The organism is Pseudomonas sp. Irchel s3b6 (genome assembly GCF_900187415.1).
Lineage (GTDB): Bacteria > Pseudomonadota > Gammaproteobacteria > Pseudomonadales > Pseudomonadaceae > Aquipseudomonas.
Map to the genome: position 1 here is coordinate 20,187 of NZ_FYDM01000010.1, position 25,202 is coordinate 45,388.

Annotated in this window: 21 protein-coding genes and 1 pseudogene; 14 read left to right on the forward strand and 8 right to left on the reverse strand. The window is 59.5% G+C overall.

Annotated features, from left to right (window positions below):
- Positions 1–19: 19 nt before the first annotated feature.
- The 9 genes and pseudogenes from atpG to CKW07_RS17235 form a co-directional block, all read left to right on the forward strand.
- Positions 20–880: a F0F1 ATP synthase subunit gamma gene (atpG, locus tag CKW07_RS17195; protein WP_095146196.1), complete on the forward strand. Its 861-nt coding sequence runs from the start codon at positions 20–22 to the stop codon at positions 878–880.
- A gap of 27 nt (positions 881–907) precedes the next feature.
- Positions 908–2,284, forward strand: coding sequence for a F0F1 ATP synthase subunit beta (gene atpD / locus CKW07_RS17200; protein ID WP_095146198.1), 1,377 nt, complete (start codon positions 908–910; stop codon positions 2,282–2,284).
- A gap of 45 nt (positions 2,285–2,329) precedes the next feature.
- Positions 2,330–2,755: a F0F1 ATP synthase subunit epsilon gene (locus CKW07_RS17205; protein ID WP_095146200.1), complete on the forward strand. Its 426-nt coding sequence runs from the start codon at positions 2,330–2,332 to the stop codon at positions 2,753–2,755.
- Between the two features lie 116 nt (positions 2,756–2,871).
- Positions 2,872–4,239 carry a bifunctional UDP-N-acetylglucosamine diphosphorylase/glucosamine-1-phosphate N-acetyltransferase GlmU gene (gene glmU / locus CKW07_RS17210; protein WP_095146202.1) on the forward strand — a complete coding sequence of 456 codons (1,368 nt, stop codon included), beginning with the start codon at positions 2,872–2,874 and terminating at the stop codon, positions 4,237–4,239.
- A gap of 214 nt (positions 4,240–4,453) precedes the next feature.
- The gene (locus CKW07_RS17215) at positions 4,454–5,230 is read left to right on the forward strand and encodes a DeoR/GlpR family DNA-binding transcription regulator (protein ID WP_095146204.1); all 777 of its coding nucleotides are present in this window, start codon (positions 4,454–4,456) and stop codon (positions 5,228–5,230) included.
- Position 5,231: 1 nt separating this feature from the next.
- Complete coding sequence (gene glmS / locus CKW07_RS17220) at positions 5,232–7,064, forward strand: glutamine--fructose-6-phosphate transaminase (isomerizing) (RefSeq protein ID WP_095146205.1); 1,833 nt, start codon at positions 5,232–5,234, stop codon at positions 7,062–7,064.
- A 74-nt stretch (positions 7,065–7,138) separates the two neighbouring features.
- Positions 7,139–8,041, forward strand: a complete 903-nt coding sequence (locus tag CKW07_RS17225; RefSeq protein WP_095146207.1) for a LysR family transcriptional regulator — start codon at positions 7,139–7,141, stop codon at positions 8,039–8,041.
- 130 nt (positions 8,042–8,171) lie between these two features.
- Positions 8,172–8,795 carry a glutathione S-transferase family protein gene (locus tag CKW07_RS17230; protein WP_095146209.1) on the forward strand — a complete coding sequence of 208 codons (624 nt, stop codon included), beginning with the start codon at positions 8,172–8,174 and terminating at the stop codon, positions 8,793–8,795.
- A gap of 62 nt (positions 8,796–8,857) precedes the next feature.
- A pseudogene (locus CKW07_RS17235) lies at positions 8,858–9,787 on the forward strand (pyridoxamine 5'-phosphate oxidase family protein); the annotation flags it as partial.
- 120 nt (positions 9,788–9,907) lie between these two features.
- Here CKW07_RS17235 and CKW07_RS17240 read toward each other — a convergent pair.
- From CKW07_RS17240 to CKW07_RS17275, 8 genes are read right to left on the reverse strand one after another with little or no spacing between them, the layout of a single operon-like run.
- Positions 9,908–11,038: a glycosyltransferase family 4 protein gene (locus CKW07_RS17240; protein ID WP_095146212.1), complete on the reverse strand. Its 1,131-nt coding sequence runs from the start codon at positions 11,036–11,038 to the stop codon at positions 9,908–9,910.
- Positions 11,039–12,169, reverse strand: a complete 1,131-nt coding sequence (locus CKW07_RS17245) for a glycosyltransferase family 1 protein (RefSeq protein ID WP_095146214.1) — start codon at positions 12,167–12,169, stop codon at positions 11,039–11,041.
- Positions 12,153–13,529, reverse strand: a complete 1,377-nt coding sequence (locus tag CKW07_RS17250) for a glycosyltransferase family 1 protein (protein WP_095146216.1) — start codon at positions 13,527–13,529, stop codon at positions 12,153–12,155. Before CKW07_RS17250 ends, CKW07_RS17245 begins: the two co-directional genes overlap by 17 nt.
- Positions 13,526–14,791 carry an ABC transporter ATP-binding protein gene (locus CKW07_RS17255; RefSeq protein ID WP_095146218.1) on the reverse strand — a complete coding sequence of 422 codons (1,266 nt, stop codon included), beginning with the start codon at positions 14,789–14,791 and terminating at the stop codon, positions 13,526–13,528. The genes CKW07_RS17250 and CKW07_RS17255 overlap by 4 nt, the downstream gene beginning before the upstream one ends.
- A complete protein-coding gene (locus tag CKW07_RS17260; protein ID WP_095146220.1) occupies positions 14,791–15,588 on the reverse strand; it encodes an ABC transporter permease in 798 nt (265 codons plus the stop codon). The genes CKW07_RS17255 and CKW07_RS17260 overlap by 1 nt, the downstream gene beginning before the upstream one ends.
- Complete coding sequence (locus CKW07_RS17265) at positions 15,589–17,031, reverse strand: mannose-1-phosphate guanylyltransferase/mannose-6-phosphate isomerase (protein WP_095146222.1); 1,443 nt, start codon at positions 17,029–17,031, stop codon at positions 15,589–15,591.
- A gap of 3 nt (positions 17,032–17,034) precedes the next feature.
- A complete protein-coding gene (gene gmd, locus CKW07_RS17270) occupies positions 17,035–18,006 on the reverse strand; it encodes a GDP-mannose 4,6-dehydratase (RefSeq protein ID WP_095146224.1) in 972 nt (323 codons plus the stop codon).
- The gene (locus tag CKW07_RS17275; RefSeq protein ID WP_095146225.1) at positions 18,003–18,917 is read right to left on the reverse strand and encodes a GDP-mannose 4,6-dehydratase; all 915 of its coding nucleotides are present in this window, start codon (positions 18,915–18,917) and stop codon (positions 18,003–18,005) included. The genes gmd and CKW07_RS17275 overlap by 4 nt, the downstream gene beginning before the upstream one ends.
- Positions 18,918–19,347: 430 nt before the next feature.
- Between CKW07_RS17275 and CKW07_RS17280 the strand changes: the two genes are divergently transcribed.
- From CKW07_RS17280 to CKW07_RS17300, 5 genes are read left to right on the forward strand one after another with little or no spacing between them, the layout of a single operon-like run.
- Complete coding sequence (locus CKW07_RS17280) at positions 19,348–20,970, forward strand: glycosyltransferase (protein ID WP_095146324.1); 1,623 nt, start codon at positions 19,348–19,350, stop codon at positions 20,968–20,970.
- Positions 20,964–22,250 carry a glycosyltransferase gene (locus CKW07_RS17285; RefSeq protein ID WP_095146227.1) on the forward strand — a complete coding sequence of 429 codons (1,287 nt, stop codon included), beginning with the start codon at positions 20,964–20,966 and terminating at the stop codon, positions 22,248–22,250. Before CKW07_RS17280 ends, CKW07_RS17285 begins: the two co-directional genes overlap by 7 nt.
- Positions 22,247–23,122, forward strand: a complete 876-nt coding sequence (locus tag CKW07_RS17290; protein WP_095146229.1) for a bifunctional 2-polyprenyl-6-hydroxyphenol methylase/3-demethylubiquinol 3-O-methyltransferase UbiG — start codon at positions 22,247–22,249, stop codon at positions 23,120–23,122. Before CKW07_RS17285 ends, CKW07_RS17290 begins: the two co-directional genes overlap by 4 nt.
- Positions 23,119–24,273, forward strand: a complete 1,155-nt coding sequence (locus tag CKW07_RS17295) for an acyltransferase (protein ID WP_095146231.1) — start codon at positions 23,119–23,121, stop codon at positions 24,271–24,273. Before CKW07_RS17290 ends, CKW07_RS17295 begins: the two co-directional genes overlap by 4 nt.
- Positions 24,267–25,100, forward strand: a complete 834-nt coding sequence (locus CKW07_RS17300) for a bifunctional 2-polyprenyl-6-hydroxyphenol methylase/3-demethylubiquinol 3-O-methyltransferase UbiG (RefSeq protein ID WP_095146233.1) — start codon at positions 24,267–24,269, stop codon at positions 25,098–25,100. The genes CKW07_RS17295 and CKW07_RS17300 overlap by 7 nt, the downstream gene beginning before the upstream one ends.
- Positions 25,101–25,202: the final 102 nt, after the last annotated feature.

Sequence of the window (25,202 nt, forward strand, 5' to 3'; positions counted from 1 at the left end):
CTAACCTGATAGGTGTTACATGGCAGGCGCAAAAGAGATTCGCAGTAAGATTGCGAGCATCAAAAGCACGCAAAAAATTACCAGCGCCATGGAAAAAGTGGCGGTCAGCAAAATGCGCAAGGCACAAATGCGCATGGCAGCTAGCCGTCCTTATGCGGAGCGCATCCGCCAGGTTATTGGTCATCTGGCCAACGCCAACCCGGAATATCGCCACCCTTTCATGATCGACCGCGCCATCAAGCGCGTCGGTTACGTTGTGGTGAGCAGTGACCGTGGTCTGTGTGGTGGCTTGAACACCAACCTGTTCAAGGCCCTGGTCAAGGACATGGCGGTAAACCGCGAAAATGGCGTCGAGATCGATCTGTGTGTTGTTGGTAGCAAGGGTGCGGCTTTCTTCCGCAACTTCGGCGGTAACGTCGTAGCAGCTATCAGCCACCTGGGTGAAGAGCCGTCGATCAATGACCTGATCGGCAGCGTCAAGGTGATGCTGGATGCCTACCTGGACGGCCGTATCGACCGTCTGTGCGTGGTGTCCAACAAGTTCATCAACACCATGACGCAACAGCCTACCGTGGAGCAGTTGATTCCATTGGTGGCGACCCCGGATCAAGAACTCAAGCACCACTGGGACTATCTCTACGAACCGGATGCCAAGGAGCTGCTGGACGGCTTGATGGTCCGTTACGTTGAGTCGCAGGTCTACCAGGCGGTGGTCGAGAACAACGCAGCTGAACAAGCGGCGCGGATGATCGCAATGAAGAACGCTACCGACAACGCCGGTGATTTGATCAGCGATTTGCAGCTGGTCTACAACAAGGCGCGTCAGGCTGCGATCACCCAAGAGATCTCGGAAATCGTCGGCGGCGCTGCCGCGGTTTAACGGTTCAAATATTCAGAGGATCCAGCTATGAGTAGCGGACGTATCGTTCAAATCATCGGCGCCGTTATCGACGTGGAATTTCCACGCGACAGCGTACCGAGCATCTACGACGCCTTGAAAGTTCAAGGTGCCGAAACCACTCTGGAAGTTCAGCAGCAGCTGGGCGACGGCGTGGTACGTACCATTGCGATGGGCTCCACCGAAGGCTTGAAGCGCGGTCTGGACGTCAACAACACTGGCGCAGCCATCTCCGTACCGGTCGGTAAAGCGACTCTGGGCCGGATCATGGACGTACTGGGCAACCCGATCGACGAAGCTGGCCCGATCGGCGAAGAAGAGCGCTGGGGTATCCACCGCGCCGCTCCTTCCTTCGCAGAACAGGCAGGCGGCAACGACCTGCTGGAAACTGGCATCAAGGTTATCGACCTGGTTTGCCCGTTCGCCAAGGGTGGTAAGGTTGGTCTGTTCGGTGGTGCCGGTGTAGGCAAAACCGTAAACATGATGGAACTGATCCGTAACATCGCCATCGAGCACAGCGGTTATTCCGTGTTCGCCGGTGTGGGTGAGCGTACTCGTGAGGGTAACGACTTCTACCACGAGATGAAGGACTCCAACGTTCTGGACAAAGTGGCACTGGTTTACGGTCAGATGAACGAGCCGCCGGGAAACCGTCTGCGCGTAGCACTGACTGGCCTGACCATGGCCGAGAAGTTCCGTGACGAAGGTAACGACGTTCTGCTGTTCGTCGACAACATCTATCGTTACACCCTGGCCGGTACTGAAGTATCCGCACTGCTGGGCCGTATGCCTTCGGCAGTAGGTTACCAGCCGACCCTGGCTGAAGAGATGGGCACTCTGCAAGAGCGCATCACTTCGACCAAGAACGGTTCGATCACCTCGATCCAGGCGGTATACGTACCTGCGGACGACTTGACTGACCCGTCGCCAGCGACCACCTTCGCCCACTTGGACGCCACCGTCGTTCTGTCCCGTGACATCGCTTCCCTGGGTATCTACCCAGCGGTAGATCCACTGGACTCGACTTCGCGTCAGCTGGACCCGAACGTGATCGGCCAGGAACACTACGACACCGCTCGCGGTGTACAGTATGTTCTGCAGCGTTACAAAGAACTGAAGGACATCATTGCGATCCTGGGTATGGACGAGCTGTCGGAAGCCGACAAGCAGTTGGTAAACCGTGCTCGTAAGATCCAGCGTTTCTTGTCGCAGCCGTTCTTCGTGGCTGAAGTCTTCACCGGTGCTTCGGGTAAATACGTTTCCCTGAAAGACACCATTGCTGGCTTCAAAGGCATCCTCAACGGTGACTACGACCACCTGCCAGAACAAGCGTTCTACATGGTCGGCAGCATCGAAGAAGCGATCGAGAAAGCCAAGAAACTGTAATCCCAGCGCCCGGTAACGGGCGCTAATTTAGGTTGAGGCAATCAGATGGCTATGACAGTCCATTGCGACATCGTCAGTGCGGAAGGGGAAATCTTTTCCGGCCTGGTCGAGATGGTGGTTGCGCACGGTGAACTGGGTGATCTTGGTATCGCTCTGGGTCACGCGCCGCTGATCACTAATCTCAAGCCGGGCCCGATCCGCCTGATCAAGCAGGGCGGGGAAGCCGAGGTGTATTACATCTCGGGTGGTTTCCTCGAGGTTCAGCCGAACATGGTCAAGGTGCTTGCCGACACTGTGCAACGTGCTGCCGACCTGGACGAAGCCTCCGCTCAGGAAGCCGTCAAGGCTGCCGAGAAGGCTCTGCACGACAGAGGCGGCGAGTTCGACTACGGTGCTGCTGCCGCACGTCTGGCCGAGGCTGCAGCTCAGCTGCGCACCGTCCAGCAGATCCGCAAGAAGTTCGGCGGCTAATCAGCCTCCTGCTTGTTGTGCGATTGATTAAAAAGGGTAGCCTCGGCTACCCTTTTTCTTTTTTGCAATTCACCTCTTGGTCGCAGCCGCTGACCACCCAGGATTGGTAGCCAGTCATGTCTCTAGAAATCGTTATTCTCGCTGCCGGTCAAGGCACCCGCATGCGTTCGGCGTTGCCGAAAGTCCTTCACCCGGTCGCAGGCAACTCGATGCTGGGTCATGTTATCCACAGCGCCCGACAACTTGATCCACAGCGCATTCATGTGGTGATCGGCCATGGCGCCGATGCGGTCCGTGAGCGTCTGGCCGCTGATGATCTGAATTTCGTCCTGCAGGACAAACAGCTGGGAACCGGTCACGCCGTGGCCCAGGCTGTCCCCTTCATCAAATCCGATACCGTGCTGGTTCTTTACGGTGACGTGCCATTGATTGAAGTGGAAACCCTGCAACGCCTGCTGACACAGGTAGTGCCTGGACAGATGGGCCTGTTGACTGTCGAACTCGACGATGCGACCGGCTATGGCCGCATCGTGCGCGACGTTGACGGTAAAGTCGCAGCTATCGTTGAGCACAAGGATGCCAACGAGGCTCAACGCGCGATCCGCGAAGGCAACACCGGTATCCTCGCTGTTCCTGCCGATCGGTTGTCCGACTGGACGAGCCGCCTGTCGAACAACAATGTTCAGGGTGAGTATTACCTGACCGACGTGATCGAAATGGCGGTCAACGACGGTCTGGTGGTGGCCACCGAACAACCCCACGACGCCATGGAAGTGCAGGGCGCCAACGACCGCAAGCAGCTTTCCGAGCTCGAGCGCCACTATCAGCTGCGCGCCGGCCGTCGTTTGATGGCCCAAGGTGTGACACTGCGCGACCCGGCACGTTTCGATGTGCGCGGTGAAGTCACCGTTGGCCGCGACGTGCTGATCGATATCAACGTGATTCTCGAAGGCAAGGTCGTCATCGAAGATGACGTGGTCATCGGCCCGAACTGTGTAATCAAGGACAGTACCCTGCGCAAAGGCGTGGTGATCAAGGCCAATAGTCACATTGAGGGCGCGGTATTGGGCGAGGGCAGCGATGCCGGTCCGTTCGCCCGCCTACGGCCGGGAACGGTGCTGGAAGCACGCGCCCATGTGGGTAACTTTGTGGAGCTGAAGAACGCCCATCTGGGGGAAGGCGCCAAGGCCGGTCACCTGACATATCTGGGGGACGCCCACATCGGAGCACGCAGCAACATCGGCGCCGGTACGATCACCTGCAACTACGATGGTGCCAACAAGTGGAAAACCGTGCTGGGTGAAGACGTGTTCATCGGCTCCAACAATTCGTTGGTTGCGCCTGTGGATATCTCTGCGGGTGCAACCACCGCTGCCGGCTCGACTATTACCTCCAATGTGGATAAGTCTCAGCTGGCTGTTGGCCGGGCTCGCCAGAAGAACATCGATGGCTGGAAGCGGCCGGAGAAAATCAAGAAGGCATGAGTTATCCACAAGCAGTGGATCAGGGTGAGATATCCACAGCCTGATCGACTGGATTCGCGAGCAGCTCGCTCCCACAAGGATTTCGTAGTCCGATGGGAACGAGCTGCCTGCGATGCATTTATCCACAGATCATTTTATCGCTCCGCGCTTGACGAAGTTTCGTTGATAGGTTTTGATTGCTTCCGTTATCTTTCGAATCGAAACTTAGGCGGTCATGTCAAAACGCAACACTCCCCAGCGTCGCCACAATATCCTCGCCTTGCTCAATGAGCAGGGGGAAGTCAGTGTGGATGAATTGGCCAAGCGTTTTGAAACCTCGGAAGTGACCATCCGCAAGGATCTGGCCGCACTTGAAAGCAATGGGTTGCTGCTGCGTCGTTATGGCGGTGCAATCACCATGCCTCAAGAGCTGGTCAACGACCCGAGCCAACCGGTTTCCCAGTACAAGCAAGCCATTGCCCGGGCGGCCGTGATGCGGATTCGCGAGCATGCGCGGATCATCATCGACAGTGGCAGTACCACGGCAGCGATGATTCCCGAACTCGGCAAGTTGCCAGGATTGGTGGTCATGACCAACTCGCTGAACGTTGCCAATGCCTTGAGCGAACTGGAACACGAGCCTGTGCTGTTGATGACGGGCGGCACCTGGGACCCGCACTCCGAGTCCTTCCAGGGGCAGGTCGCCGAGCAGGTACTACGCTCATACGACTTCGACCAGCTGTTTATCGGTGCCGATGGCATCGACCTGGTTCGAGGCACCACGACCTTCAACGAACTGCTTGGCCTGAGCCGGGTGATGGCCGATGTGGCCCGTGAAGTGATCGTGATGGTCGAGTCTGACAAGATCGGCCGGAAAATTCCCAATCTGGAGCTGCCATGGAGCAGCGTCCATACCCTTATTACGGATGATCGCCTGCCCATCGATGCGCGCGATCAGATTCAGGCCCGCGGCATCACCTTGATTTGCGCGGCAGTCAGCCAGGAGAAATAGCATGTGTGGAATTGTCGGCGCGGTTGCGGAACGTAACATCACCGCCATTTTGCTCGAGGGCCTCAAGCGCCTTGAATACCGGGGCTATGACAGTGCTGGTGTTGCGGTATTTACCAACGACAACACGCTTGAGCGTATGCGTCGTCCGGGCAAGGTCAGCGAATTGGAGCAGGCTCTGGAAGCTGAGCCGCTGGCAGGTCGCCTGGGGATTGCCCACACCCGTTGGGCAACCCACGGCGCACCCTGTGAACGCAACGCTCACCCGCACTTCTCCGGCAATCTGGCCGTGGTGCACAACGGGATCATCGAAAACCACGAAGCCCTGCGTGAACAGCTCAAGGCACTGGGTTACGTGTTCACCTCCGACACCGATACCGAAGTGATCGCTCACTTGCTCGATCACAAGCTCAAAGATCTGGTCGACCTGACTGTTGCTCTTAAGGCCACCGTCAAAGAACTGCACGGTGCTTACGGTCTGGCGGTGATCAGTGCTCTGCAGCCTGATCGTCTGGTTGCGGCTCGCAGTGGCAGCCCGTTGGTGATTGGCCTGGGCCTGGGTGAGAACTTCCTCGCCTCCGACCAGTTGGCGCTGCGTCAGGTCACCGACCGCTTCATGTACCTGGAAGAGGGCGACATCGCCGAAATCGGTCGTGACAGCGTGCAGATCTGGGATATCGACGGCAAGGCGGTGGAGCGTGAATCGGTGCAGTACCGTGATGGTGCTGAAGCGGCCGAGAAGGGCGAGTTCCGTCACTTCATGCTCAAGGAAATCCACGAGCAGCCGTCGGTTGTACAACGTACCCTGGAAGGTCGCTTGAGCCAGAACCAGGTACTGGTGCAAGCGTTCGGCCCGCAAGCGGCCGAACTGTTCGCCAAAGTGCGCAATGTGCAGATCGTGGCTTGTGGCACCAGCTATCATGCCGGCATGGTTGCCCGTTACTGGCTTGAAGAACTGGCCGGTATCCCGTGCCAGATTGAAGTTGCCAGCGAGTTCCGTTACCGCAAGGTGGTGGTTCAACCCGACACCCTGTTTGTGACCATTTCCCAGTCCGGCGAAACCGCCGATACCCTGGCGGCCCTGCGCAATGCCAAAGAGTTGGGTTTCCTCGCCAGCCTGGCCATTTGCAATGTCGGCATCAGTTCGCTGGTGCGTGAATCCGACCTGACCCTGCTGACCCAGGCGGGTCGTGAAATCGGTGTGGCTTCCACCAAAGCCTTCACCACTCAACTGGTTGGTCTGCTGCTGTTGACCCTGTCTCTGGGTCAGGTCCGTGGCACCCTTGGCAACGGCGTGGAAGCTGAACTGGTCGAAGAACTGCGTCGCTTGCCCGCTCGCCTGGGCGAAGCCCTGGCCATGGACAGCACCGTGGAAAAAATCGCCGAGTTGTTCGCCGACAAGAACCACACCCTGTTCCTGGGCCGTGGTGCGCAGTTCCCGGTCGCGATGGAAGGTGCACTCAAGCTCAAGGAAATTTCCTACATTCACGCTGAAGCCTACCCGGCAGGCGAGCTGAAGCACGGCCCGCTGGCACTGGTCGATGACGACATGCCGGTGGTGACGGTGGCGCCGAACAATGAGCTGTTGGAGAAGTTGAAGTCCAACCTGCAGGAAGTTCGCGCTCGTGGTGGTCAGTTGATCGTGTTTGCTGACGAGAAAGCCGGTATGAGCAATGGCGAAGGCACCCATGTCATCAACATGCCGCATATCCACGACATCCTGTCGCCGATTCTCTACACCATTCCGCTGCAGCTGCTCTCGTACTACGTCGCGGTGCTCAAAGGCACTGACGTTGACCAGCCACGCAACCTGGCGAAGTCAGTCACAGTGGAATAAGTTATCCACAGTGATGTAAAACCAAAAAATCGCAGCCCAGGCTGCGATTTTTTTATTCATGCCGAGGACATGCCATGGACCGCTTTCAGGAAATGCAGGTGTTCGTTGCGGTTGCCCAGGACCAGGGTTTCTCGGCGGCTGCTCGACGGTTGGGGTTGTCGGCGGCCAGTGTGACTCGGGCGGTGGCGGCGGTGGAAACACGCATTGGCGCGCAGCTGTTGACGCGAACCACGCGCAGTGTGTACCTGACCGAAGCCGGGCAGCGTTATCTGGATGACTGCCGACGGATACTGGCGGACATTCAGGAGGCCGAAGCCTCTGCCGCCGGCAGCCATGCCCAGCCTCGCGGGCAACTGACCATCACCGCGCCGGTGCTGTTTGGCGAGCTGTTCGTCACCCCGGTGATGGTGGGTTTTCTTGAGCGGTTTGCAGATGTCAGCATCAACGCGTTATTGGTCGACCGGGTGGTGGGCATGGTCGAGGAGGGCGTTGACGTGGCGGTGCGTATCGGTGCACTGCCTGACAGCAATCAGCATGCGATCCGGGTGGGTGAGGTGCGTCGGGTGGTCTGTGGCTCTCCCGGGTATCTGCAGCGTCACGGTCGGCCTTTGCATCCGAATGATCTGGGGTGTGCACGGATTGTCGCGACGTCGTCGATTGGACAGCAGCGAAGCTGGTCGTTTACGGCGGCGGGTGAGCCGGTGAGCGTTCGCCTTGAGCCGCGCCTGGTGGTCACGGCCAATCAATCGGCAATCACTGCGGCTGCCTTGGGGTTGGGATTGACCCGGGTGCTGTCCTATCAGGTCGCCACCAAGGTGGCTGCCGGTGAGCTGGAAATCATCCTGAAAGACTTCGAACCGCCACCTTTACCGATCCATGTGGTGTATCAGGGGGGGCGCAAGGCGCCGACGCGGGTCCGCAGTTTTGTCGACTATGCCGTGCAGGCCTTGCGTGAACATCCTGCCTTGCGCAGCTGAGGCTTTATTGCGCCAGATGAAATGATGGATTGTATTTCATGGTCATTCTGTTGTTTTTGGCGGTGGTGGAAGATAGGGTTCCTCGGCGCGGATCTTCCCTGGACTGCGCGATTCATCTACGGAGTCGATCATGCCTGCCATCAAACTCTATCACTTCCCACGCTCAGGCCACGCCCACCGTGTGGAGCTGATGCTGTCGCTGCTTGAGTTGCCAACAGAGCTTATCTTCGTCGATCTGGTAAAAAACGAGCATAAAAAACCGGGTTTTCTTGCGCTCAATGCCTTTGGTCAGGTCCCGGTGATCGATGATCAAGGCGTGGTGCTGGCTGACTCCAACGCGATTCTGGTGTATCTGGCGCAACAGTATGGCAACGGCCATTGGCTGCCCACCGATCCGGTAGGGGCGGCCAGGGTCCAGCGCTGGTTGTCGGTAGCGGCAGGGCCGATTGCCTATGGCCCGGCGACAGCACGACTGATCACTGTGTTTGGAGCGCCCTACAACGCGCAAGAGGTGATCGCACGCTCCCATGCCCTGCTCAAGGTGATGGATCAGGAACTGGCCAGCGATCCCTATCTGGTCGGTGACCAGCCGACCATTGCCGATGTCGCCGCCTACAGCTATATCGCTCACGCACCGGAAGGCAATGTATCGCTGGTGAATTATGCCAACGTGCAGGCCTGGCTGGCGCGGATCGAGGCCTTGCCCGGCTTTGTCGGCATGCCTCGTACTGCAGTGGGTTTGCAATCCGCTTGAAGCGTCAGGCTCGCCGATGACGGGCCCTTCACACTGCGTCAGGTGCGCAGAGGAGTCGCATGATGGAGCGTTCACCCTGGCATGCCGGCGAGCAACAGTTGCAGGCTCACGTGGGGGTTGCCGAGCGCATGGAAGCGTTCGGACGAAAGGTGATCCGCAGTGAAATGCCGGATCAACACCGCCAGTTCTATCGCCAACTACCCTTCATGTTGTTGGGGGCGGTGGATGCCGAGGGAAACCCTTGGGCGAGCATCCTTGAAGGTCCACCGGGTTTCGCCCATTCCCCCGAACCTGCGAGGCTGCAACTCGACAGCCTGCCCACCGCCGATGACCCGGTCCAGTTGCAGGTCGGAGCAGCCATCGGGTTGCTCGGGATCGAGTTACACACAAGGCGGCGGAACCGGATCAATGGCCGAATCAGCGAAATCGACGCGCATGGGGTGAGCGTCACGGTTGACCAGGCCTTTGGCAATTGCCCGAAGTACATTCAATTGCGTCAGTTTCACTCGGTACCCTTGGTGGATCCTTCAACCCGTATCGCCCAGCGTTTCAATGCCCTGGATGACGCCGCCACAGCGATGATTCGGAGCGCCGACACCTTCTTTGTCGCCAGTTATGTGGATGTGGATAACTCACGGGCTGTGGATATCTCCCATCGTGGCGGTCAGGCTGGTTTCGTCAGGGTCGAGGGCAATTGCCTGACCATCCCGGATTTTGCCGGCAACCAGCATTTCAATACCTTGGGCAACCTGCTGCTCAACCCCCGTGCCGGGTTGTTGTTTATCGATTTCACCACGGGTGACCTTTTGCAGGTCAGCGGAGGCACCGAACTCATCCTCGATGGTCCGCAAGTGGAGGCCTTTCAAGGCGCAGAACGCTTGTGGAAGCTGCACGTGCAGCAGATCGTACGACGGCCTGCCGCGCTGGCGTTGCGTTGGCGCTTCGACGGGTATTCACCCAACAGCGTGATGACCGGTACCTGGGACCAAGCGGCCAGGTGAGTTATCCACAGCCCCGGCGACCGTACCTGACGCCGGGGAGGTGCTGATTTTCCGTGCGGTTTCGGCAAGGGAGGAACCGCTGCGGGGGCTGGATTTGTAGATCCAGGGTGTTCAGGCGTAGGACAGCGCTTTCTCTGCCAGTAGTTCCTGATACAGCTCGTTCCACTGACGACCCATTTCGTCGGCGGTAAACAACTGCCGGTAACGGGCTTCTGCCTTGGCTCCCATGGCGGCAGCCTGAGCCGGGTTTTCCCAGAGCGTGCGCATGGCTTCACGAAACGCCGGTGGATTGCTCGGCGGCACCACCAGGCCGGTCTCGCCGTGGATATTGATGTAGCTGGTACCGGTGCCGATTTCGCTGGAGATCATCGGCTTGCCATACATCGCCCCTTCCAGCAGCGAGATGCCAAATGCTTCAGAGCGCAGGTGGGATGGAAAGACGATCGCGTAGCTCAGTTCTAGCACGGCGGCTTTGTCTTCATCATCCAGGCGCCCGACGAAGTGAAGGTTATGCAGTCCCAGCGCGGCGGCCTGGGCGTGCAGTTCGGCTTCCAGGGGGCCTGCGCCGACGATCACGACCGGGTAATCGATGTCTTTGAGCGCCTCGATCAGGATATGCAGCCCCTTGTAGTAACGCATCACCCCCACGAACAGGAAAAAGCGCTCGCCCAGGCGCTCACGCCAACGGGCCATGCGTTCGGTGTCCGTTTTTGGATAGGCGGCCTTGTTCAGGCCGTAGGGAATGACCCGGGTCTTTTCCGGGAAGTTTTTCAGTACGTCGCTGGTGTGCAGGTAGTTCGGCGAGGCCGCGACGATCCGGTCAGCACTGGCCAGAAAACGGCTCATCAGCGGCTGATAGAGTTTGAGCAGGTGCTTTTGCCGGATGATGTCCGAGTGGTACGTGACAACACTGGGTTTGTTCAATCCACTGAGGAAATGCACCACGTCCATGAACGGCCAGGGGAAGTGATAATTGACCACGTCGGCTTCGGCAGCCAATTCACGAAACTGTTTGAAGACGCTGTAGGAGAAACCGGTGGATGCCAGTTGCACATCGAGTCTGGCGCGATGCACCTCGTGCGTCCCGAACGGGATGACCGTCGGTGTCGGGTTGGCGCTTAACGTCAGCACCTGGCTTTCGATACCGTGCTGTGCGCCGCTTTCGCAGAGTTCGAACATGACGTGTTCGATGCCACCAACGGTTTCCGACAAATAGGTTTTATAGAAATGAAGGACACGCATTCAACCTCCCAGAGCCTGGCGATAGGCGCGAGCCGTGAGCATCGCGCAACGATCCCAGGAAAAAAGCTTCGCCTGTTGCAGCCCCGCTTCCCGGCATACCTGCCAATGCGTTTGATCGTCGACCAGACGGGTCATGACGTTGCACAAATCGTGCAGGTCCTCGGGTTCAAAGTAGTTACCTGCAGCTCCCGCGACTTCCGGCATGGCCGAACGTCGAGTCAGGATCACCGGTGTACCGCTGGCCATGGCCTCCAGGACCGGCAGGCCAAAACCTTCATAAATCGACGGAAAAATCAGCGCCCGGGCGCCAGCCATCAGTTGGGCAACCTGCTCATCGGGCAGATACCCCAGCAGGCAGACATGACCACTGGCCAAGCCCTTGCGCAGCTCATCGTTAAGCTGCTGCGCCTTCCAGCCAGCCATTCCGACAACCAGTAACGGAAATTGCTGGCGCACCGCTTCAGGCAGCTCGGCGTGGGCGCGCAATGCCAGAGTGAGGTTCTTGCGCGGCTCCAGGGTTCCGACACACAGGAAATAACCTCGTGGCTCGACCCCGTGGGCTTGCAGTACCGCTTGCAACGATTCATCGGAGCGCGGATGGAATCGCGCAGCCACCCCCAGGGGGGCAACCACAAAGCGTTCTGGCCCAAGGCCGAAGTACGCCTGAGCCTCATCGGCAATGAACTGCGAGTCAGTCAGAATCAGGCTCGCCTGCTTCACACCCTGTTCCAGTCGGCGCTCGATCTCTTTCAAGCGGGCGGCCGGTTGGGTCGAGGGGTAGTGCACGTGGGTCAGGTCGTGCAGGGTAACGATGGTCGGGCCCTTGAACGCCAGTGGCCACAGACTCGGTTCGTGATACAGGTCGATGGTACGGGCACGTCCTTGATCGAAGCGCCGCTGCTCCAGCCAGCGTCGCGCTTGATAGGCACCGGGGATCTGTCGTAGCACGGGGCTGATACGCGAGTAGCCGGGCATCGCGGCCTCTGGCAGGTTTTCGCTCCAACCCCAGCCGTGGAACAACGACAGTTCAACGCCCGGCTGATGGCCAAGCGCATTGACCAGCTCAGCCAGATAATGGCCGATGCCGGTGCGTGGGGCCTGCAGGATCCGGGCATTAAGGGCAATCTGCATGCTGCCTCTCAACCGCCGCCGGGGTTTGGTTCACATGACTCTGGATGCGCTCGATCAGTTGCGCGCTTGCCTCGCGCCAGCCGAGCCACTGCCATTCGCTGACGTTACGCGGTGCCGGAAATGTCCCGGTGGTTTCCATCTGGGTGATCAGATCGACCAGGCTTTGCGGGGAGGCCAGGTCGAAGTACGCCATGAACGGGCCACCGATCTCGCGGAATACCGGAATGTCGCTGCCCATGGCTGGTAAACCGCGTTGCATGGCCTCCACCAGTGGCAAGCCGAAACCTTCGACATACGAGGGGAACACCAGCGACGTGGCGTTGGAATAGGCATACTCCAGGCTCTTGTCGGTGAGTGAGTTGAACATGAACAGGCGTTTTTCGAGTTCCGGATGTTTGCGGATACGTTCGATCAGCGCGTCGCATTTCCAGCCAATACGGCCGGCAATGCACAGCCGTGCGCGCGAACCCCTGGCCCAGGCAAGCTCGAAGGCATCGAGCAGGTAGGCGTGGTTCTTGCGCGGTTCAATGGTGCTGACCATCAGGAACACCGGGTCCTTACTCTTGAACATCTGCTTGAGCTGCGGCTCGACCCTGGAGGCGTCGTCGCACAGGTCCAGCTCACTGCCCAGGTGGAAGTAATCGAACCAGCGCTGGGCGACCTGTTCGGGCCCGACCCGGCGCAGCATTTCATCACGCACCTGGTCGCGGATGGTCGCGGAAATCGCGACGTAGCCATCGGCCGTTTTGGCGATCCAGTCGAACCAGTCGTTGAACACCCGGACCAGCCCCGCATCGCAAAATTGTGGATGGGTCAGGGGGATCAAGTCGTAGATGACTGACACGATTCCCACGCCGTCGCGCTTGAGCTGTTCGGCCAGCGGGAAAAAATCGGCATGCCAGGACGAGTCCAGCAGCACCAGTTGATCGCCTGGTTGGTGCTGAAGCGGTTTGCAGCGCGTAGGAATTTCCTGGCGTTTCAGACAGTAATTGAGAACCCTGATTGGCACACTCAAGGCAGCAAACGCCGCGAGCCGACAACCGACATACAGCACGCGGCGAGCAAAACGGGACTGGCGAAACGGTTGGCGTCGTTCCAGCGTGCGGTGCATCAGCCAGAACTTGTTGGCGATCTGTTCCAGGCGCACGCGCAAGCCCATCAGGTCCAGCTTGGGCACCGACAGTGGCGCCAGGCTTGTGACTTCGTACAGTCTTCCATTGAGCATCACCACCGGAATGCATTCCAGTGCCGCATGCTTTTTCGGCAGCTCGGTGATGACATTGCGAACCACACGCTGGATCCCGGAGTTAGCCTCTGGGTGTTCGAACACATAGGTGCATTCAACCAGCATTCGCGTCATGGGGCGATCTCCGGCGCAATGGGTTCTACAGGTGTCTGTGACGAACGGGAAATGCTGGTTTGCGCCTCCAGCCACGAGCAACCGACGAAGTCTTCCTGGCGGTTGTTGATAACGTGGAACACCAGTCCGTAATCGCGCCATTCGAAATTGCGGTCCAGGTGCGAGTCCAGGCGAGACAGGCTCAGGGCAACGGAGTAGTTGCCCTTGCCCAGGCGCATCGGGAACGCAAAGCGGTAGGTGACCCGCTCGCCGGCGTGCAGGTCCGTCAGGGCTTGATCAAGACGATGGGTATTGATGCCGTACATGGCCTGGCCGAGTCGATCCTTGATCAGGAAACCCAGCACCAGGCGCTCAATGTCTTGCCGTACGTCAACCTGCACTTCCAGCACCATAGGCTGGCCGACCTCGGCGACCTCCACCGGGCGCTGGCGCTGGTCCAGCAGGCGCACTCTATGGATAGTTGCCTCACCGGTACCGGAGATGGTTTGTACCTGGCCGTTGGCGAGCATCTCCTGGCGCACGATCTGCCCTTCACGTTCGGCGAGCATGGCGTTGTAGTAGTCCATCACCTCTTCCGGCTTGCCATGCATGGCCATGCGGCCTTTTTCCAGCAGAATGGCGGTGTCGCAGATCGACTGAATGGCCGAACGATCGTGAGACACGATCAGCAAGGTGGTTCCTGCCCGACGGAAGCTGCGGATGCGTTCGAAACTCTTGTGCTGGAAGTAGGCGTCGCCCACCGACAGTGCTTCGTCGACGATCAAAATGTCGGGTCTGCGGGCGGTGGCGACACTGAAGGCCAGGCGCATCTGCATGCCGCTGGAGTAAGTGCGCACCGGGTGGTCGATGGCTTCGCCAATCTCGGCAAAGCCTTCGATTTCCGGCATCAGGGCTTCGATTTCTTCGACCTGCATGCCCAACAACTGACCGGCCATGAAGGCGTTCTGACGGCCCGTGAAGTCCGGGTGAAAGCCCATGCCCAGCTCCAGCAACGCTGCTACGCGCCCTTGCAACTGAATCTGACCGCAGGTGGGCTGGGTCGTGCCGGTGATCATTTTCAACAGGGTACTTTTACCTGCGCCGTTGACGCCGACAATGCCGACCGCTTCACCGGGCTGGATCTCAAAGTCGACGCCTTGCAGTACCCAGTGCAGTTGGTGGCGGGTACGGGTAAATGGCACCAGCCATTCGAACAGCCGGCTCCAGCGATTGGGGTATTGCTTGTAGGCCTTGCCCAGGCCACTGACGCGTATGTGTCCCATCAGAGCTCATCCACCATTTCACCGACACGCTGGCGGAATAGCCGCAGCCCTATCACACAGAACAGCAGGCCGATCACCAGCAGCGGTGTCAGCGAACTCCAGACCGGCCACTGGTTGTAGAGAAACACGTTCTGGTAGCTGTGCATCAATGCCGTCAGCGGGTTGAGCCCCAGCACGCGCTGGATGCCTTCGGGAAGGATCGACATCGGGTAAACGATGGGCGTTAGCCAGAACCAGAATTGCAGGAATATTCCGAAGAACTGCCCGACATCGCGGAAGAATACGTTCAGTACGCCGAGAATCATCCCCAGCCCCGCCGAGAACATCACTTGCAGCACCAGTAGCGGTACCAGGGCCAGCAAGGCCATGCCAGGCAAGCGCCCGCTGATCAGCAGAAACCCCAGGAACAAACCGAGGATGATCGCAAAGTTGATCCCGGCATTGAGCAGCACGATCACCGGCAGGCAGATCCTGGGGAAGCTGATCTTCTTCAGCAGGTTGGCGTTTTCCAGAAACATGCTCTGGCTACGCAGGGTGATCTCGGAGAACAGGCCCCAGGTCAGCAGACCGGCACACAGGTAAACGCTATAGGCCAATCCATCATCCACCCCCGGCAGGCGGGCACGCATGATCTGGGAGAAGATCACCGTGTAGACGATGATCATCGACAGGGGGTTGAGCACGGTCCACAGGGCGCCGAACAGAGAGTTGCGATAACGCGACTGGAACTCGCGCTTGACGCTACCGAGGATGAACCCCCGGTAGCTGCACAGCGAGCGATACAGGTTGAGCAGCATTCAGACCGTCCTGCCGTACTGATCTTCGAAGCGGACGATATCGTCCTCCCCCAGATACTCACCGCTTTGCACTTCAATGATGACCAGGTCGATCACCCCCGGGTTTTCCAGGCGATGCTTGTGTCCGGCGGCAATGAAGGTGGACTCGTTCTTGGCGACCAGATGCGAGCCCGAGCCGTTGTTGGTGACCTTGGCCATGCCTTCGACCACCACCCAGTGTTCGTTGCGGTGGTGATGCATTTGCAGGGACAGTTTGGCCCCGGGCTTGACCACGATACGTTTGATCTTGAAGCGCGGACCTTCCTCCAGCACGGTGTAGGTGCCCCAAGGCCGGCTGACGGTACGGTGCAGGCGGTAGCTTTCGTGTTCTTTGTCTTTGAGTTGCTTGACCACTTTGCGCACATCCTGTGCTCGGTCGGCATGGGCGACCAGCACGGCGTCAGCGGTGTCGATGACGATCAGGTTATCCACACCCACGGTCGCGACCATGCGCCCGTCGCTCTGTACGAAGTTGTTGTGGCTGTCGATGAACAGCGCTTCGCCGCTGGCGCGGTTGTTCTGCATGTCGGCGGGAATCAGCGCACTGACGGCACCCCATGATCCGATGTCGCTCCAGTCGAACCCGGCAGGTATCACCACCACTTTGTCGGAGCATTCCATCAAGACGTAGTCGATGGAGATATCCGTCATCTCGGCGAAATGCGCCAGCGACAACTCCTGTTGCAGGCAGCCGCCGGTCTCGACCGGGGCGCTCACTGCCAGGCATGCATCGGCTTGTTCCAGTAGCTGCGGGGCATGGGTTTGCAATTCCGACAGCAAGGTGCCGACCGAGAAGCAAAACATGCCTGAGTTCCACAGGAAGTTGCCACTTTCCAGGTAGTCGGTGGCGGTCTGCAGATCGGGCTTTTCGACGAAGCGGGCAACCCTGGTGGCGCCCTGGTCATCCAGGTGATCGCCGCGCTCGATGTAGCCGAAGCCGGTTTCCGGGGCAGTCGGGATGACGCCGAAGGTCACCAGATGACCGGCTTCGGCCAGTTTCACCGCATGCTTTACGGCGGCTCTGAAGGCGTCTTCGTTCTGGATCAAATGGTCGGCGGGCATCACCACCATGATGGCTTCGTTACCGTGCAGCGCTTGCAGGGACAGGGCGGCTGCGGCAATGGCCGGGGCCGTGTTACGCCCTACCGGCTCGAGCACGAAGTGGCCGCGATGATGGCCCAGATGGGCATCCTGATAGTGATCCTTGCTTTGAAAGTAGTAGTCACGATTGGTCACGGTGACGATATCGCCGTGAGTGCCCAGCAGCGAGGCCGCGCGCCGATAGGTCTTGCCCAGGAGGCTCTCGCCATCAGGCAGGACCATGAACGGCTTGGGATGATCTTCACGCGAAACCGGCCACAGCCGTGTACCGGCACCGCCGGAAAGAATCACAGGTATCAGCATGGCCTACTCCTTGGCGACGCGCTTCATGTCCGCATCCATCATCATGCGGATCAGGGTCTGCAAATCGGTTTTTGGTTTCCAGCCCAACAGCCGCTGTGCCTTGGCCGGATTACCCAGCAGCACGTCGACTTCGGCTGGGCGGAAAAACGCCGGGTCGATCTTCACGAAGTCACGGTAATTGAGGCCGACATGCTCGAAGGCAATCTGGCACATCTCGCGCACCGTGGTGGTGACGCCCGTGGCGACCACAAAGTCGTCGGCCTTGTCCTGTTGCAGCATCAACCACATGGCCTCGACATAGTCACCGGCAAAGCCCCAGTCGCGCTTGGCATCGATGTTGCCCAGGCGCAGTTCCTGCTGTTTGCCCTGCTTGATCCGGGCGGCGGCGTCGGTGACTTTGCGGGTCACGAACTCGATCCCGCGCAGCGGCGACTCGTGATTGAACAGGATGCCGCTGCTGGCATGCAGGTTGAAACTCTCGCGGTAGTTCACGGTGATCCAGTGGCCATAGAGCTTGGCGACACCGTAAGGGCTGCGCGGATAGAAAGGGGTATTTTCGTCCTGCTGTTCGGCCTGGATCAGGCCAAACATTTCACTGGTCGAAGCCTGGTAGAAACGGGTGTGCGGGCTGAATTGACGGATGGCCTCGAGCAGGTGAGTCACGCCCAGGCCGTCGACGATCCCGGTGGTCACGGGTTGATCCCAGGAGGCCGCGACAAAGCTTTGCGCCGCCAGGTTGTAGACCTCATCGGGCGCTGACTTGATCACCGCGCGCTGCACCGAGCAGGCGTCGGCCATGTCGCCGTCCAGATAATGAATATCACCTTCGACGCCCATTTCGCGCAAGCGCCACCGCGAGTCGCTGCTGCGCCGCGCGACCAGGCCGTAGACCTGATAGCCCTTGTCGAGCAGCAATTTGGCCAGATAGGCGCCGTCTTGACCGGTGATCCCTGTGATCAATGCACTTTTTGTCATTCTTGTAGTACCCGTGACGTCCAGTCGGACAGGATCGCCCGCAAGGATTGTTGTGTTGTAAGTTCTGGTGCCCACCCTGTGGCCTGGTGCAGCTTGGCATGGTTGCCACAGACACGACGCTGCTCTGCACGGCGAAGGCGCGCAGGGTCTTGAATCAGTTGCATATCGACCTGGGCCAGATCGGCCAGTTGCTCGATCAGGCCACGGATACTCTGCTCGACCCCGGAGCAGATGTTGTAGACCTGCCCGGGCACGCCGCGTGCCAGCAATGCGAAGTAGGCGGACACCACGTCGCTGACATCGAGAAAATCGCGTGTCACATCGATGTCGCCGACCTCCAGCTCAGGCACTTGCAGGCCCTGTTTGATCCGGCAGATCTGTCGTGCGGCGCTGGCGATCACGAAGCTCTCCGCCTGCCCGGCACCGATGTGGTTGAAGGGGCGGGCGACCATGACCGGCCAGCCTTCGGTCATGCCCCATTGCAGGCACAGCATTTCCGCCGAGAGCTTGCTCACGGCATAGGGGTTGCGCGGGCAGGGTGGCTGATGTTCGTCGATCGGCAGGGCGCTCTCGCTGACCTGGCCGTAGACATCGCCGGAACTGACATACAGGAAGGTACCGTTGAAGCCACGCGCCTTGAGCGCTTGCAACAGGTTCAGCGTACCCAGCAGGTTGACCTCAAAGGTGTTGGCCGGGTCACGAAAGGCTTCGGGAACGAAGGTCTGGCCCGCCAGATGGATTACTGCGTCAGGGCGCTCTGGCCACAATCCCTCGAGGCTGTTTGGCTCACGCAGATCGTAGCGAGAGGCAACGGGCAGCAGTTCCCAGTCTGAATCGGTAGCGTTCAGGCTCGATTGGATGTGACGGCCTACAAATCCCTTAAGGCCTGTAACGAACAGACGCTTTTTCAAGCAGTAGCCCCCAAGTAGGCAAACTTCGGCAATCCCCCAGTCTTTGCTGGCTAAAACCGGAAAGCAGTGCTGCTTTCTCAGGAAAATCGGGTATGCGAAGATTTTGTTGTAGTTGTTTGGACGTCAATCTGTGCCAATTGCGCGGCAATTTCAACAGGTCCGAACGTGACTGGTGAGTTCTCGTCAGAGTAGCCCGATTTATTCTCGTGCAGCTGTTCACGAATCCCCAGCGGATGTGTTTAGAATGCCCCTCAGCACGATTGCCCAGCGATCAGCACGCAGGTTATCCGACCCTGCGAAGCTGACCACAAAAACAAGAACGTAGACGGGCATACAGATGATGGAAGAACACCGGTATACCGGGTTTGATCCATGGCTGGACCGTCATAAGAATGAGGCTGCCGGGATGGCGGTTTCATCGTGGGATGCCATGAATTTCATTCTTTATTCAGACGTGAACGACCGCTCGATCAGCCAGAGTCTCGGCCGTCCCGAATACAGCTATTATTTCGTCCTCAAGGCCTATCGTCCGGTCCTTGAGAGCCTTGGACGAGTTCATGTGGTTGATTCGATCGGTGAGGTCGACCCACTCTATCGACGCCTTCAAGACGAGGGCGAAGAAAGCCTGTTCCTTTCATTTGCACCGCCCCACAAGACACCCGCCGACCTGCATTGCCCAACGCTCTGCGTGGTGGCCTGGGAGTTCGACTCGATCCCCGACGAGCACTGGGATAACGACCTGCGGCAGAACTGGAGCCGCACGCTGGCCAGGCAAGGCCGGGTCATTACCTTGTCCAGCCATACCGCGCAGGCCGTACGCAAAGCACTGGGGGAGGACTTCCCGGTGCTGGTCTTGCCCACACCGCTGTGGGAAACCTTCGCCAGTGTGCGCGACCAGTGCCCGAGTGCCCCCATCAACCAGGGCGCGACCCTGCAGACCATCGGTTGCATCATCGACAGCCGTGTACTCGGTCTTTCAGCAGACGGCCTGGTTGCACCGATTATCCCGGAACCGGAATCGGAGACTGAACCCCTAGCACTGCCGGAGCCGGAAATCATCACCCAGGCACCCCCCCTGACCTGGCGCCGACGGCTTTTCATTGGCAAACACTATCTGCGCGAGAGTTTACGCGAGTCCGCTGGCCAGTCGCTGCCTAGGCGGTTGTTCATTTTCCGGCACTACCTGCACCAGACCTACGGTGAAGGTTTTCGTGATCTGTTGCCCGAGCGCCTTCGGGGCCTGCTTGCCCGGGTTCGTCCTGAGCAACCGCAGGTGGCCGAGCCTGTGATCGAGGTACTGTCCGCGGACCCGCATCCCCAAGCCAACCTGCCGGACACCACCGAGCGGGTGGAGACCCGGGTCGATGGCGTGGTCTACGTCAGCGTGTTCAATCCTGACGACGGCCGCAAGAACTGGCACCAACTGATCACCGCCTTCTGCTGGGCCATGCGTGAGGTCGAAGACGCCACGCTGGTGCTGAAAATGACCCAGAGCGACCTGTCCACCTATTACGTCGAAATGCTGACCCTGTTGTCGCAGTTGTCGCCGTTCTCCTGCCGAGTGGTGGTCATGCACGGCTACCTGGACGATCAGCAGTTCGCCCGCTTGTATGGCGCGGCCAGTTTCTATGTCAATGCGTCACGTTGTGAAGGGTTGTGTCTGCCGCTGATGGAGTTCATGGCCTGTGGCAAACCGGTGATTGCGCCCGCGCACACGGCCATGCAGGACTACATTGATGAGCGCGTGGCCTTTATCGTTGAGTCGAGCCAGGAGCCTGCGGTATGGCCGCAGGACACGCGCATCCTGTACCGAACCTTGCGTCATCGACCCGATTGGGGCTCGCTGAAAAACGCCTACCAGAACAGCTACCGGGTCGCCAAAGAGCAACCGGAGCACTACCAGGCGATGTCTGCTGCGGCCAGCCAGCGCATGGCTGAGTACTGCAGTTTCGCCGTCGTGCAACAACGGTTGAAGGACTTCTTCGAGCCGACCCCGACAACCCAGAGTAGGCCGGCATCTGCTGCCGCCGTGGCGGGCACAGCACCATGCTGATCATCATTCATTCGGAAACCAACAAAAGTAACATCGTGCAGAACCTTGGCCGCCCGGAGTACAGCTACTACTTTGTGCTCAAGGAGTTCCGCCCGGTACTGGAGCGTCTGGGGCAAGTCATCGAAGTCAGCAGCCCGGACGAGCTGGTCGACCGCTTGTATGTCGATTGTCAAAGCCGAGGCGAGGCGTGCATTTTCCTGTCCTTCTCTCCACCCCATCGCACGCCGATGCACTATGCCTGTCCGACCATCCCGGTGTTTGCCTGGGAATTCAGCACCATTCCCACCGACACCTGGCACGACGAGCCACGCCACGATTGGCGCGTGGTACTGGCAGCGTCGGGTGCGGCGATTACTCACTCCAGCTTTACGGTCAAGGCTGTACGCGATGCGATGGGCGCGGACTATCCCGTCAGTGCCATCCCGGCGCCGGTGTGGGACCGTTTTTCCGGACGCCGCCAGGGCCTGGACAAAAAGCCCCGGGCCGAACAAGTCACGCTCAACTTGCGCGGCCTGTTGATCGACAGCCGTACCCTCGACCTGCGGCCCTATGGCCCCGAGGCGTTGCGTGAAGGTGAGGCGGTGGTGTTCGACGGACCGGCACGCGACTGCCAACTGGTGCTCGATGGCGTGATCTATACCTCGGTGTTCAACCCTTACGATGGCCGGAAAAACTGGCAGGACATGCTCAGCGCGTTCTGCACCACGTTCCGCGATACGCCGGATGCCACCCTGGTGCTGAAGTTGACGCACCACGATATCGCCGATGCGTTGAATGACATGCTGCATCACCTCTATAAAAACCAGTCCTATCGCTGCCGGATTGTCCTGATTCACGGATTTCTTGCCGACGCTGACTACGAACGCCTGGTGGAAGCCACCAGTTATGTGGTCAACAGTTCGTTTGGCGAAGGGCAGTGCCTGCCCCTGATGGAGTTCATGTCTTGCGGTAAACCGGCCATTGCACCCTGCAATACCGCGATGGCCGACTACATCGACAGTGAGAACACCTTCATTGTCGATTCGACGGACGAGCTCACTGCCTGGCCTCACGATCCGCGCGCAGCCTATCGGACGCTGCGCTACATCACGAACTGGGACTCACTGTGTTCGGCCTACAAGACCAGCTTTGATGTGGCCTGGAACGATGAGGCGCGTTATGCGCGCATGTCGGCCCACGCTGTGAACAAGCTTGAGCAATTCTGCAGTCAGGCCAGTACCGAACAACGGCTTCGGGAATTTTTCACGACAGTGCTGGCCCGGGAAACGACCCCGGCATGATGGCTCGATTGATTCGCTGGTTGCGCCCGGTACCAGTGCCCACCCAGGTGACTGTTCCGGTCAGCGCAGTGTCGCCCCGCGATTGCGGGCTGACCGACGCGGTGCTCGATGGCTGGTTCCAGGGCGATACGGGTGAGTTGCTCAAGGGGTTTGCCATCACCGCCGAAGACACGCTGCTGGACGTCGGTTGTGGTGAAGGCGTGGCGACCCTGTTTGCCGTGCGCCAGGGCGCATCCGTGATCTTTACCGACAGTGAACACGACAAGGTGCGTGATCTGGCCAGTCAGGTGAATGCCCAGACCCAGGCGCCGTCTCTCGGTCTGGTCAGCAACAGCCTGCCGCTGCCATTGGCCGACGGTTGTGCGAGCAAAGTGGTGTGCATGGAAGTGCTGGAGCACGTCGATACACCTGAGCAGTTCATGGCGGAGCTGGTGCGCATGGGACGTCCTGGTGCCCAGTACCTGCTCAGTGTGCCCGCCCCGGTGGGTGAACACTTGCAACAGGGCATCGCGCCGGCAGGCTACTTTCAGTCGCCCAATCATGTGCAGATCTTTTCCCATGAGCGTTTCGCCGCGTTGGTCGAAGACGCCGGCCTGGTGATCGAGCACCGGCAGGCCACCGGTTTTTTCTGGGTCATGGGCATGATCTTCTTCTGGGCCAGCGAACGAGCGGCCGGTCGCGACCTGGGCGGGGCGGTGCGTGACAGGATACAGCCGCCATACCCGCCGTTGATGGAAAGCTGGGCGCGCACCTGGCAGGACTTGCTGGCACAACCCGACGGGCTGGCGATCAAGCAACTGCTGGACCGGTTCATGCCCAAGAGCCAAGTGATCATTGCGCGCAAACCGGTGACTTCGCAGGAGCGATCATGACCCACAAGCGGATCATGGACATTGAACTGCTGCGTGCCATTGCCGTGCTCGGTGTGTTGTTTCATCACCTGCAAGGCAGCCTGTTTCCGGGTTCGCAGCCTCTGCTTGAGCATCTCGCGTTGCGTGGGCAGCTCTGGTGGGGCGTGGACCTGTTCTTCGCCATCTCGGGCTTTGTCATTGCCCGTAGCCTGATACCGGCGTTGCGAGGTTGCCGCTCGCGCCAGGAATACTGGGAACAGACCCGCAACTTCTGGATTCGCCGGGCCTTTCGTTTGCTGCCGTCGGGCTGGCTGTGGCTGTTGCTGATCTTGTTGTGCAGCCTGTATCTCAACCAGTCCGGGGTGTTTGGTACGTTGCATGCCAACCTGATGGCAACGCTGGCGGGCTTCCTGCAGATTGCCAATTTCAGGTTCGCCGACAGCTTCTTCACCTACGAGTACGGGGCCAGTTTCGTCTACTGGAGCCTGTCCCTCGAAGAACAGTTCTATCTGCTGTTGCCATTGCTGGCGCTGATTTTTCGGCGTCATCTGGTATGGGCGTTGCTGGCGCTGGTCGCGGCACAGTTGCTGACTTTTCGTGACCCGTTGCTGATGGTGATCAGAACCGATGCGCTGGCACTCGGGGTGTTGTTGGCGTTGTGGAGTGCACGGCCTGGCTATGGGCGATGGGAGCCGATGTTTCTGCGGCGTGCCTGGCTCGGCCCATTGGTGTTACTCGGCATCGGGGCGGCCTTGAGCGTGCTGGCGACGGATCAATTCTCCCTGACCCGCTACCGCATTGGGGCGATCGCGGTGCTCTGTGCGGTGCTGGTCTGGATCGCATCTTACAACCGCGATTACCTGTGGCCACGGGGCCGGCTGAAGACGCTGCTGACCTGGGTTGGCAGTCGCTCCTATGCGATGTACTTGACGCACATTCCGGCGTACCTGTTGGTCCGCGAGTGCGGGTTCCGTCTTGAACCCTTGGGGTTGTCGCCTGCGTTGAGCCATCCAGTGTTGATCCTGGCCTGCGCGGTGACGCTGGTCGTGGTGCTCAGCGAACTCAACTACCGATTCATCGAGCTACCCATGCGTGACCGCGGTGCAAGCCTGATTGCACGCCTGAACGCTTTCCGAACGGCTGTCACGTCCTCTGGAGTCACCTCATGTTGAGCCTGTTGAAGAAACTCACTGCGGGTGCTCCCGCCCCCGTGTCCGTGCCGCCAGAGGCGCCCGCAGCCAAGGCTGACCCCTACATGCTGGGCCTGCGCGACGCAGTCCTGAGCGGTTGGTTCAATCAGCAAACCGGCGAGTTGTTCACCGGCTTCCCGGTGACGGCCGACGACACCTTGCTGGATGTCGGCTGCGGTGACGGCGGCAACGTGCATTTCTGCGCCACCCGTGGGGCGAAGATCATCATCGCCGACATCGATGCGGCCAAGGTCGAGGCGACCCGCTTGCGGCTGGCGGACACCATCGCCCCGAGCGTCGAGTGCCACGTCACCGATTGCGCACCGTTGCCGATTGCCGATGGCACGGCGACACGGGTGGTGTCCACCGAGGTGATCGAGCACGTCGATGACCCGGCACAGTTCCTCGCCGAACTGGTGCGCGTGGGCAAGCCTGGTGCGTTGTATCTGCTCAGCGTCCCGCATCCAAGTTCCGAAGATCTGCAGAAAGATATCGCCGCTGCAGAGTATTTCCAGAAGCCCAACCACATCCGCATCATCAGCGAAGATCAGTTCAAGCAGATGGTCGGCGATGCCGGTCTCGACGTGATCAGCCACAGCCAGTACGGCTTTTACTGGTCGCTGTGGATGTTGCTGTTCTGGGAGGCCAAGGTCGATTTCAGCAACCCCGACCACCCGCTGCTCAATCACTGGGCCGAGACCTGGCAGGCGGTCCTGGATTCGCCGCGCGGTGCGCAGATCAAGCAGGCGCTGGATGGCGTCGTGGCGAAAAGTCAGGTGATCATTGCCCGCAAGCCGTTGGCTGAGTAGGCTGATGCGCTGAGCAACAAGGGCCCTGAGAGGCTGATGCCAGTCAGTTAAGGATGGGGGTCGCATTTGTAGGAGCGAGCGTGCTCGCGATGGACGTTAACG

Excerpts from the sequence above, each read along its gene's own strand:
- atpG (WP_095146196.1), top strand. The coding sequence starts at position 20 with ATGGCAGGCGCAAAAGAGATTCGCAGTAAGATTGCGAGCATCAAAAGC.
- atpD (WP_095146198.1), top strand. The coding sequence starts at position 908 with ATGAGTAGCGGACGTATCGTTCAAATCATCGGCGCCGTTATCGACGTG.
- CKW07_RS17205 (WP_095146200.1), top strand. The coding sequence starts at position 2,330 with ATGGCTATGACAGTCCATTGCGACATCGTCAGTGCGGAAGGGGAAATC.
- glmU (WP_095146202.1), top strand. The coding sequence starts at position 2,872 with ATGTCTCTAGAAATCGTTATTCTCGCTGCCGGTCAAGGCACCCGCATG.
- CKW07_RS17215 (WP_095146204.1), top strand. The coding sequence starts at position 4,454 with ATGTCAAAACGCAACACTCCCCAGCGTCGCCACAATATCCTCGCCTTG.
- glmS (WP_095146205.1), top strand. The coding sequence starts at position 5,232 with ATGTGTGGAATTGTCGGCGCGGTTGCGGAACGTAACATCACCGCCATT.
- CKW07_RS17225 (WP_095146207.1), top strand. The coding sequence starts at position 7,139 with ATGGACCGCTTTCAGGAAATGCAGGTGTTCGTTGCGGTTGCCCAGGAC.
- CKW07_RS17230 (WP_095146209.1), top strand. The coding sequence starts at position 8,172 with ATGCCTGCCATCAAACTCTATCACTTCCCACGCTCAGGCCACGCCCAC.
- CKW07_RS17240 (WP_095146212.1), bottom strand. The coding sequence starts at position 11,038 with ATGCGTGTCCTTCATTTCTATAAAACCTATTTGTCGGAAACCGTTGGT.
- CKW07_RS17245 (WP_095146214.1), bottom strand. The coding sequence starts at position 12,169 with ATGCAGATTGCCCTTAATGCCCGGATCCTGCAGGCCCCACGCACCGGC.
- CKW07_RS17250 (WP_095146216.1), bottom strand. The coding sequence starts at position 13,529 with ATGACGCGAATGCTGGTTGAATGCACCTATGTGTTCGAACACCCAGAG.
- CKW07_RS17255 (WP_095146218.1), bottom strand. The coding sequence starts at position 14,791 with ATGGGACACATACGCGTCAGTGGCCTGGGCAAGGCCTACAAGCAATAC.
- CKW07_RS17260 (WP_095146220.1), bottom strand. The coding sequence starts at position 15,588 with ATGCTGCTCAACCTGTATCGCTCGCTGTGCAGCTACCGGGGGTTCATC.
- CKW07_RS17265 (WP_095146222.1), bottom strand. The coding sequence starts at position 17,031 with ATGCTGATACCTGTGATTCTTTCCGGCGGTGCCGGTACACGGCTGTGG.
- gmd (WP_095146224.1), bottom strand. The coding sequence starts at position 18,006 with ATGACAAAAAGTGCATTGATCACAGGGATCACCGGTCAAGACGGCGCC.
- CKW07_RS17280 (WP_095146324.1), top strand. The coding sequence starts at position 19,348 with ATGAATTTCATTCTTTATTCAGACGTGAACGACCGCTCGATCAGCCAG.
- CKW07_RS17285 (WP_095146227.1), top strand. The coding sequence starts at position 20,964 with ATGCTGATCATCATTCATTCGGAAACCAACAAAAGTAACATCGTGCAG.
- CKW07_RS17290 (WP_095146229.1), top strand. The coding sequence starts at position 22,247 with ATGATGGCTCGATTGATTCGCTGGTTGCGCCCGGTACCAGTGCCCACC.
- CKW07_RS17295 (WP_095146231.1), top strand. The coding sequence starts at position 23,119 with ATGACCCACAAGCGGATCATGGACATTGAACTGCTGCGTGCCATTGCC.
- CKW07_RS17300 (WP_095146233.1), top strand. The coding sequence starts at position 24,267 with ATGTTGAGCCTGTTGAAGAAACTCACTGCGGGTGCTCCCGCCCCCGTG.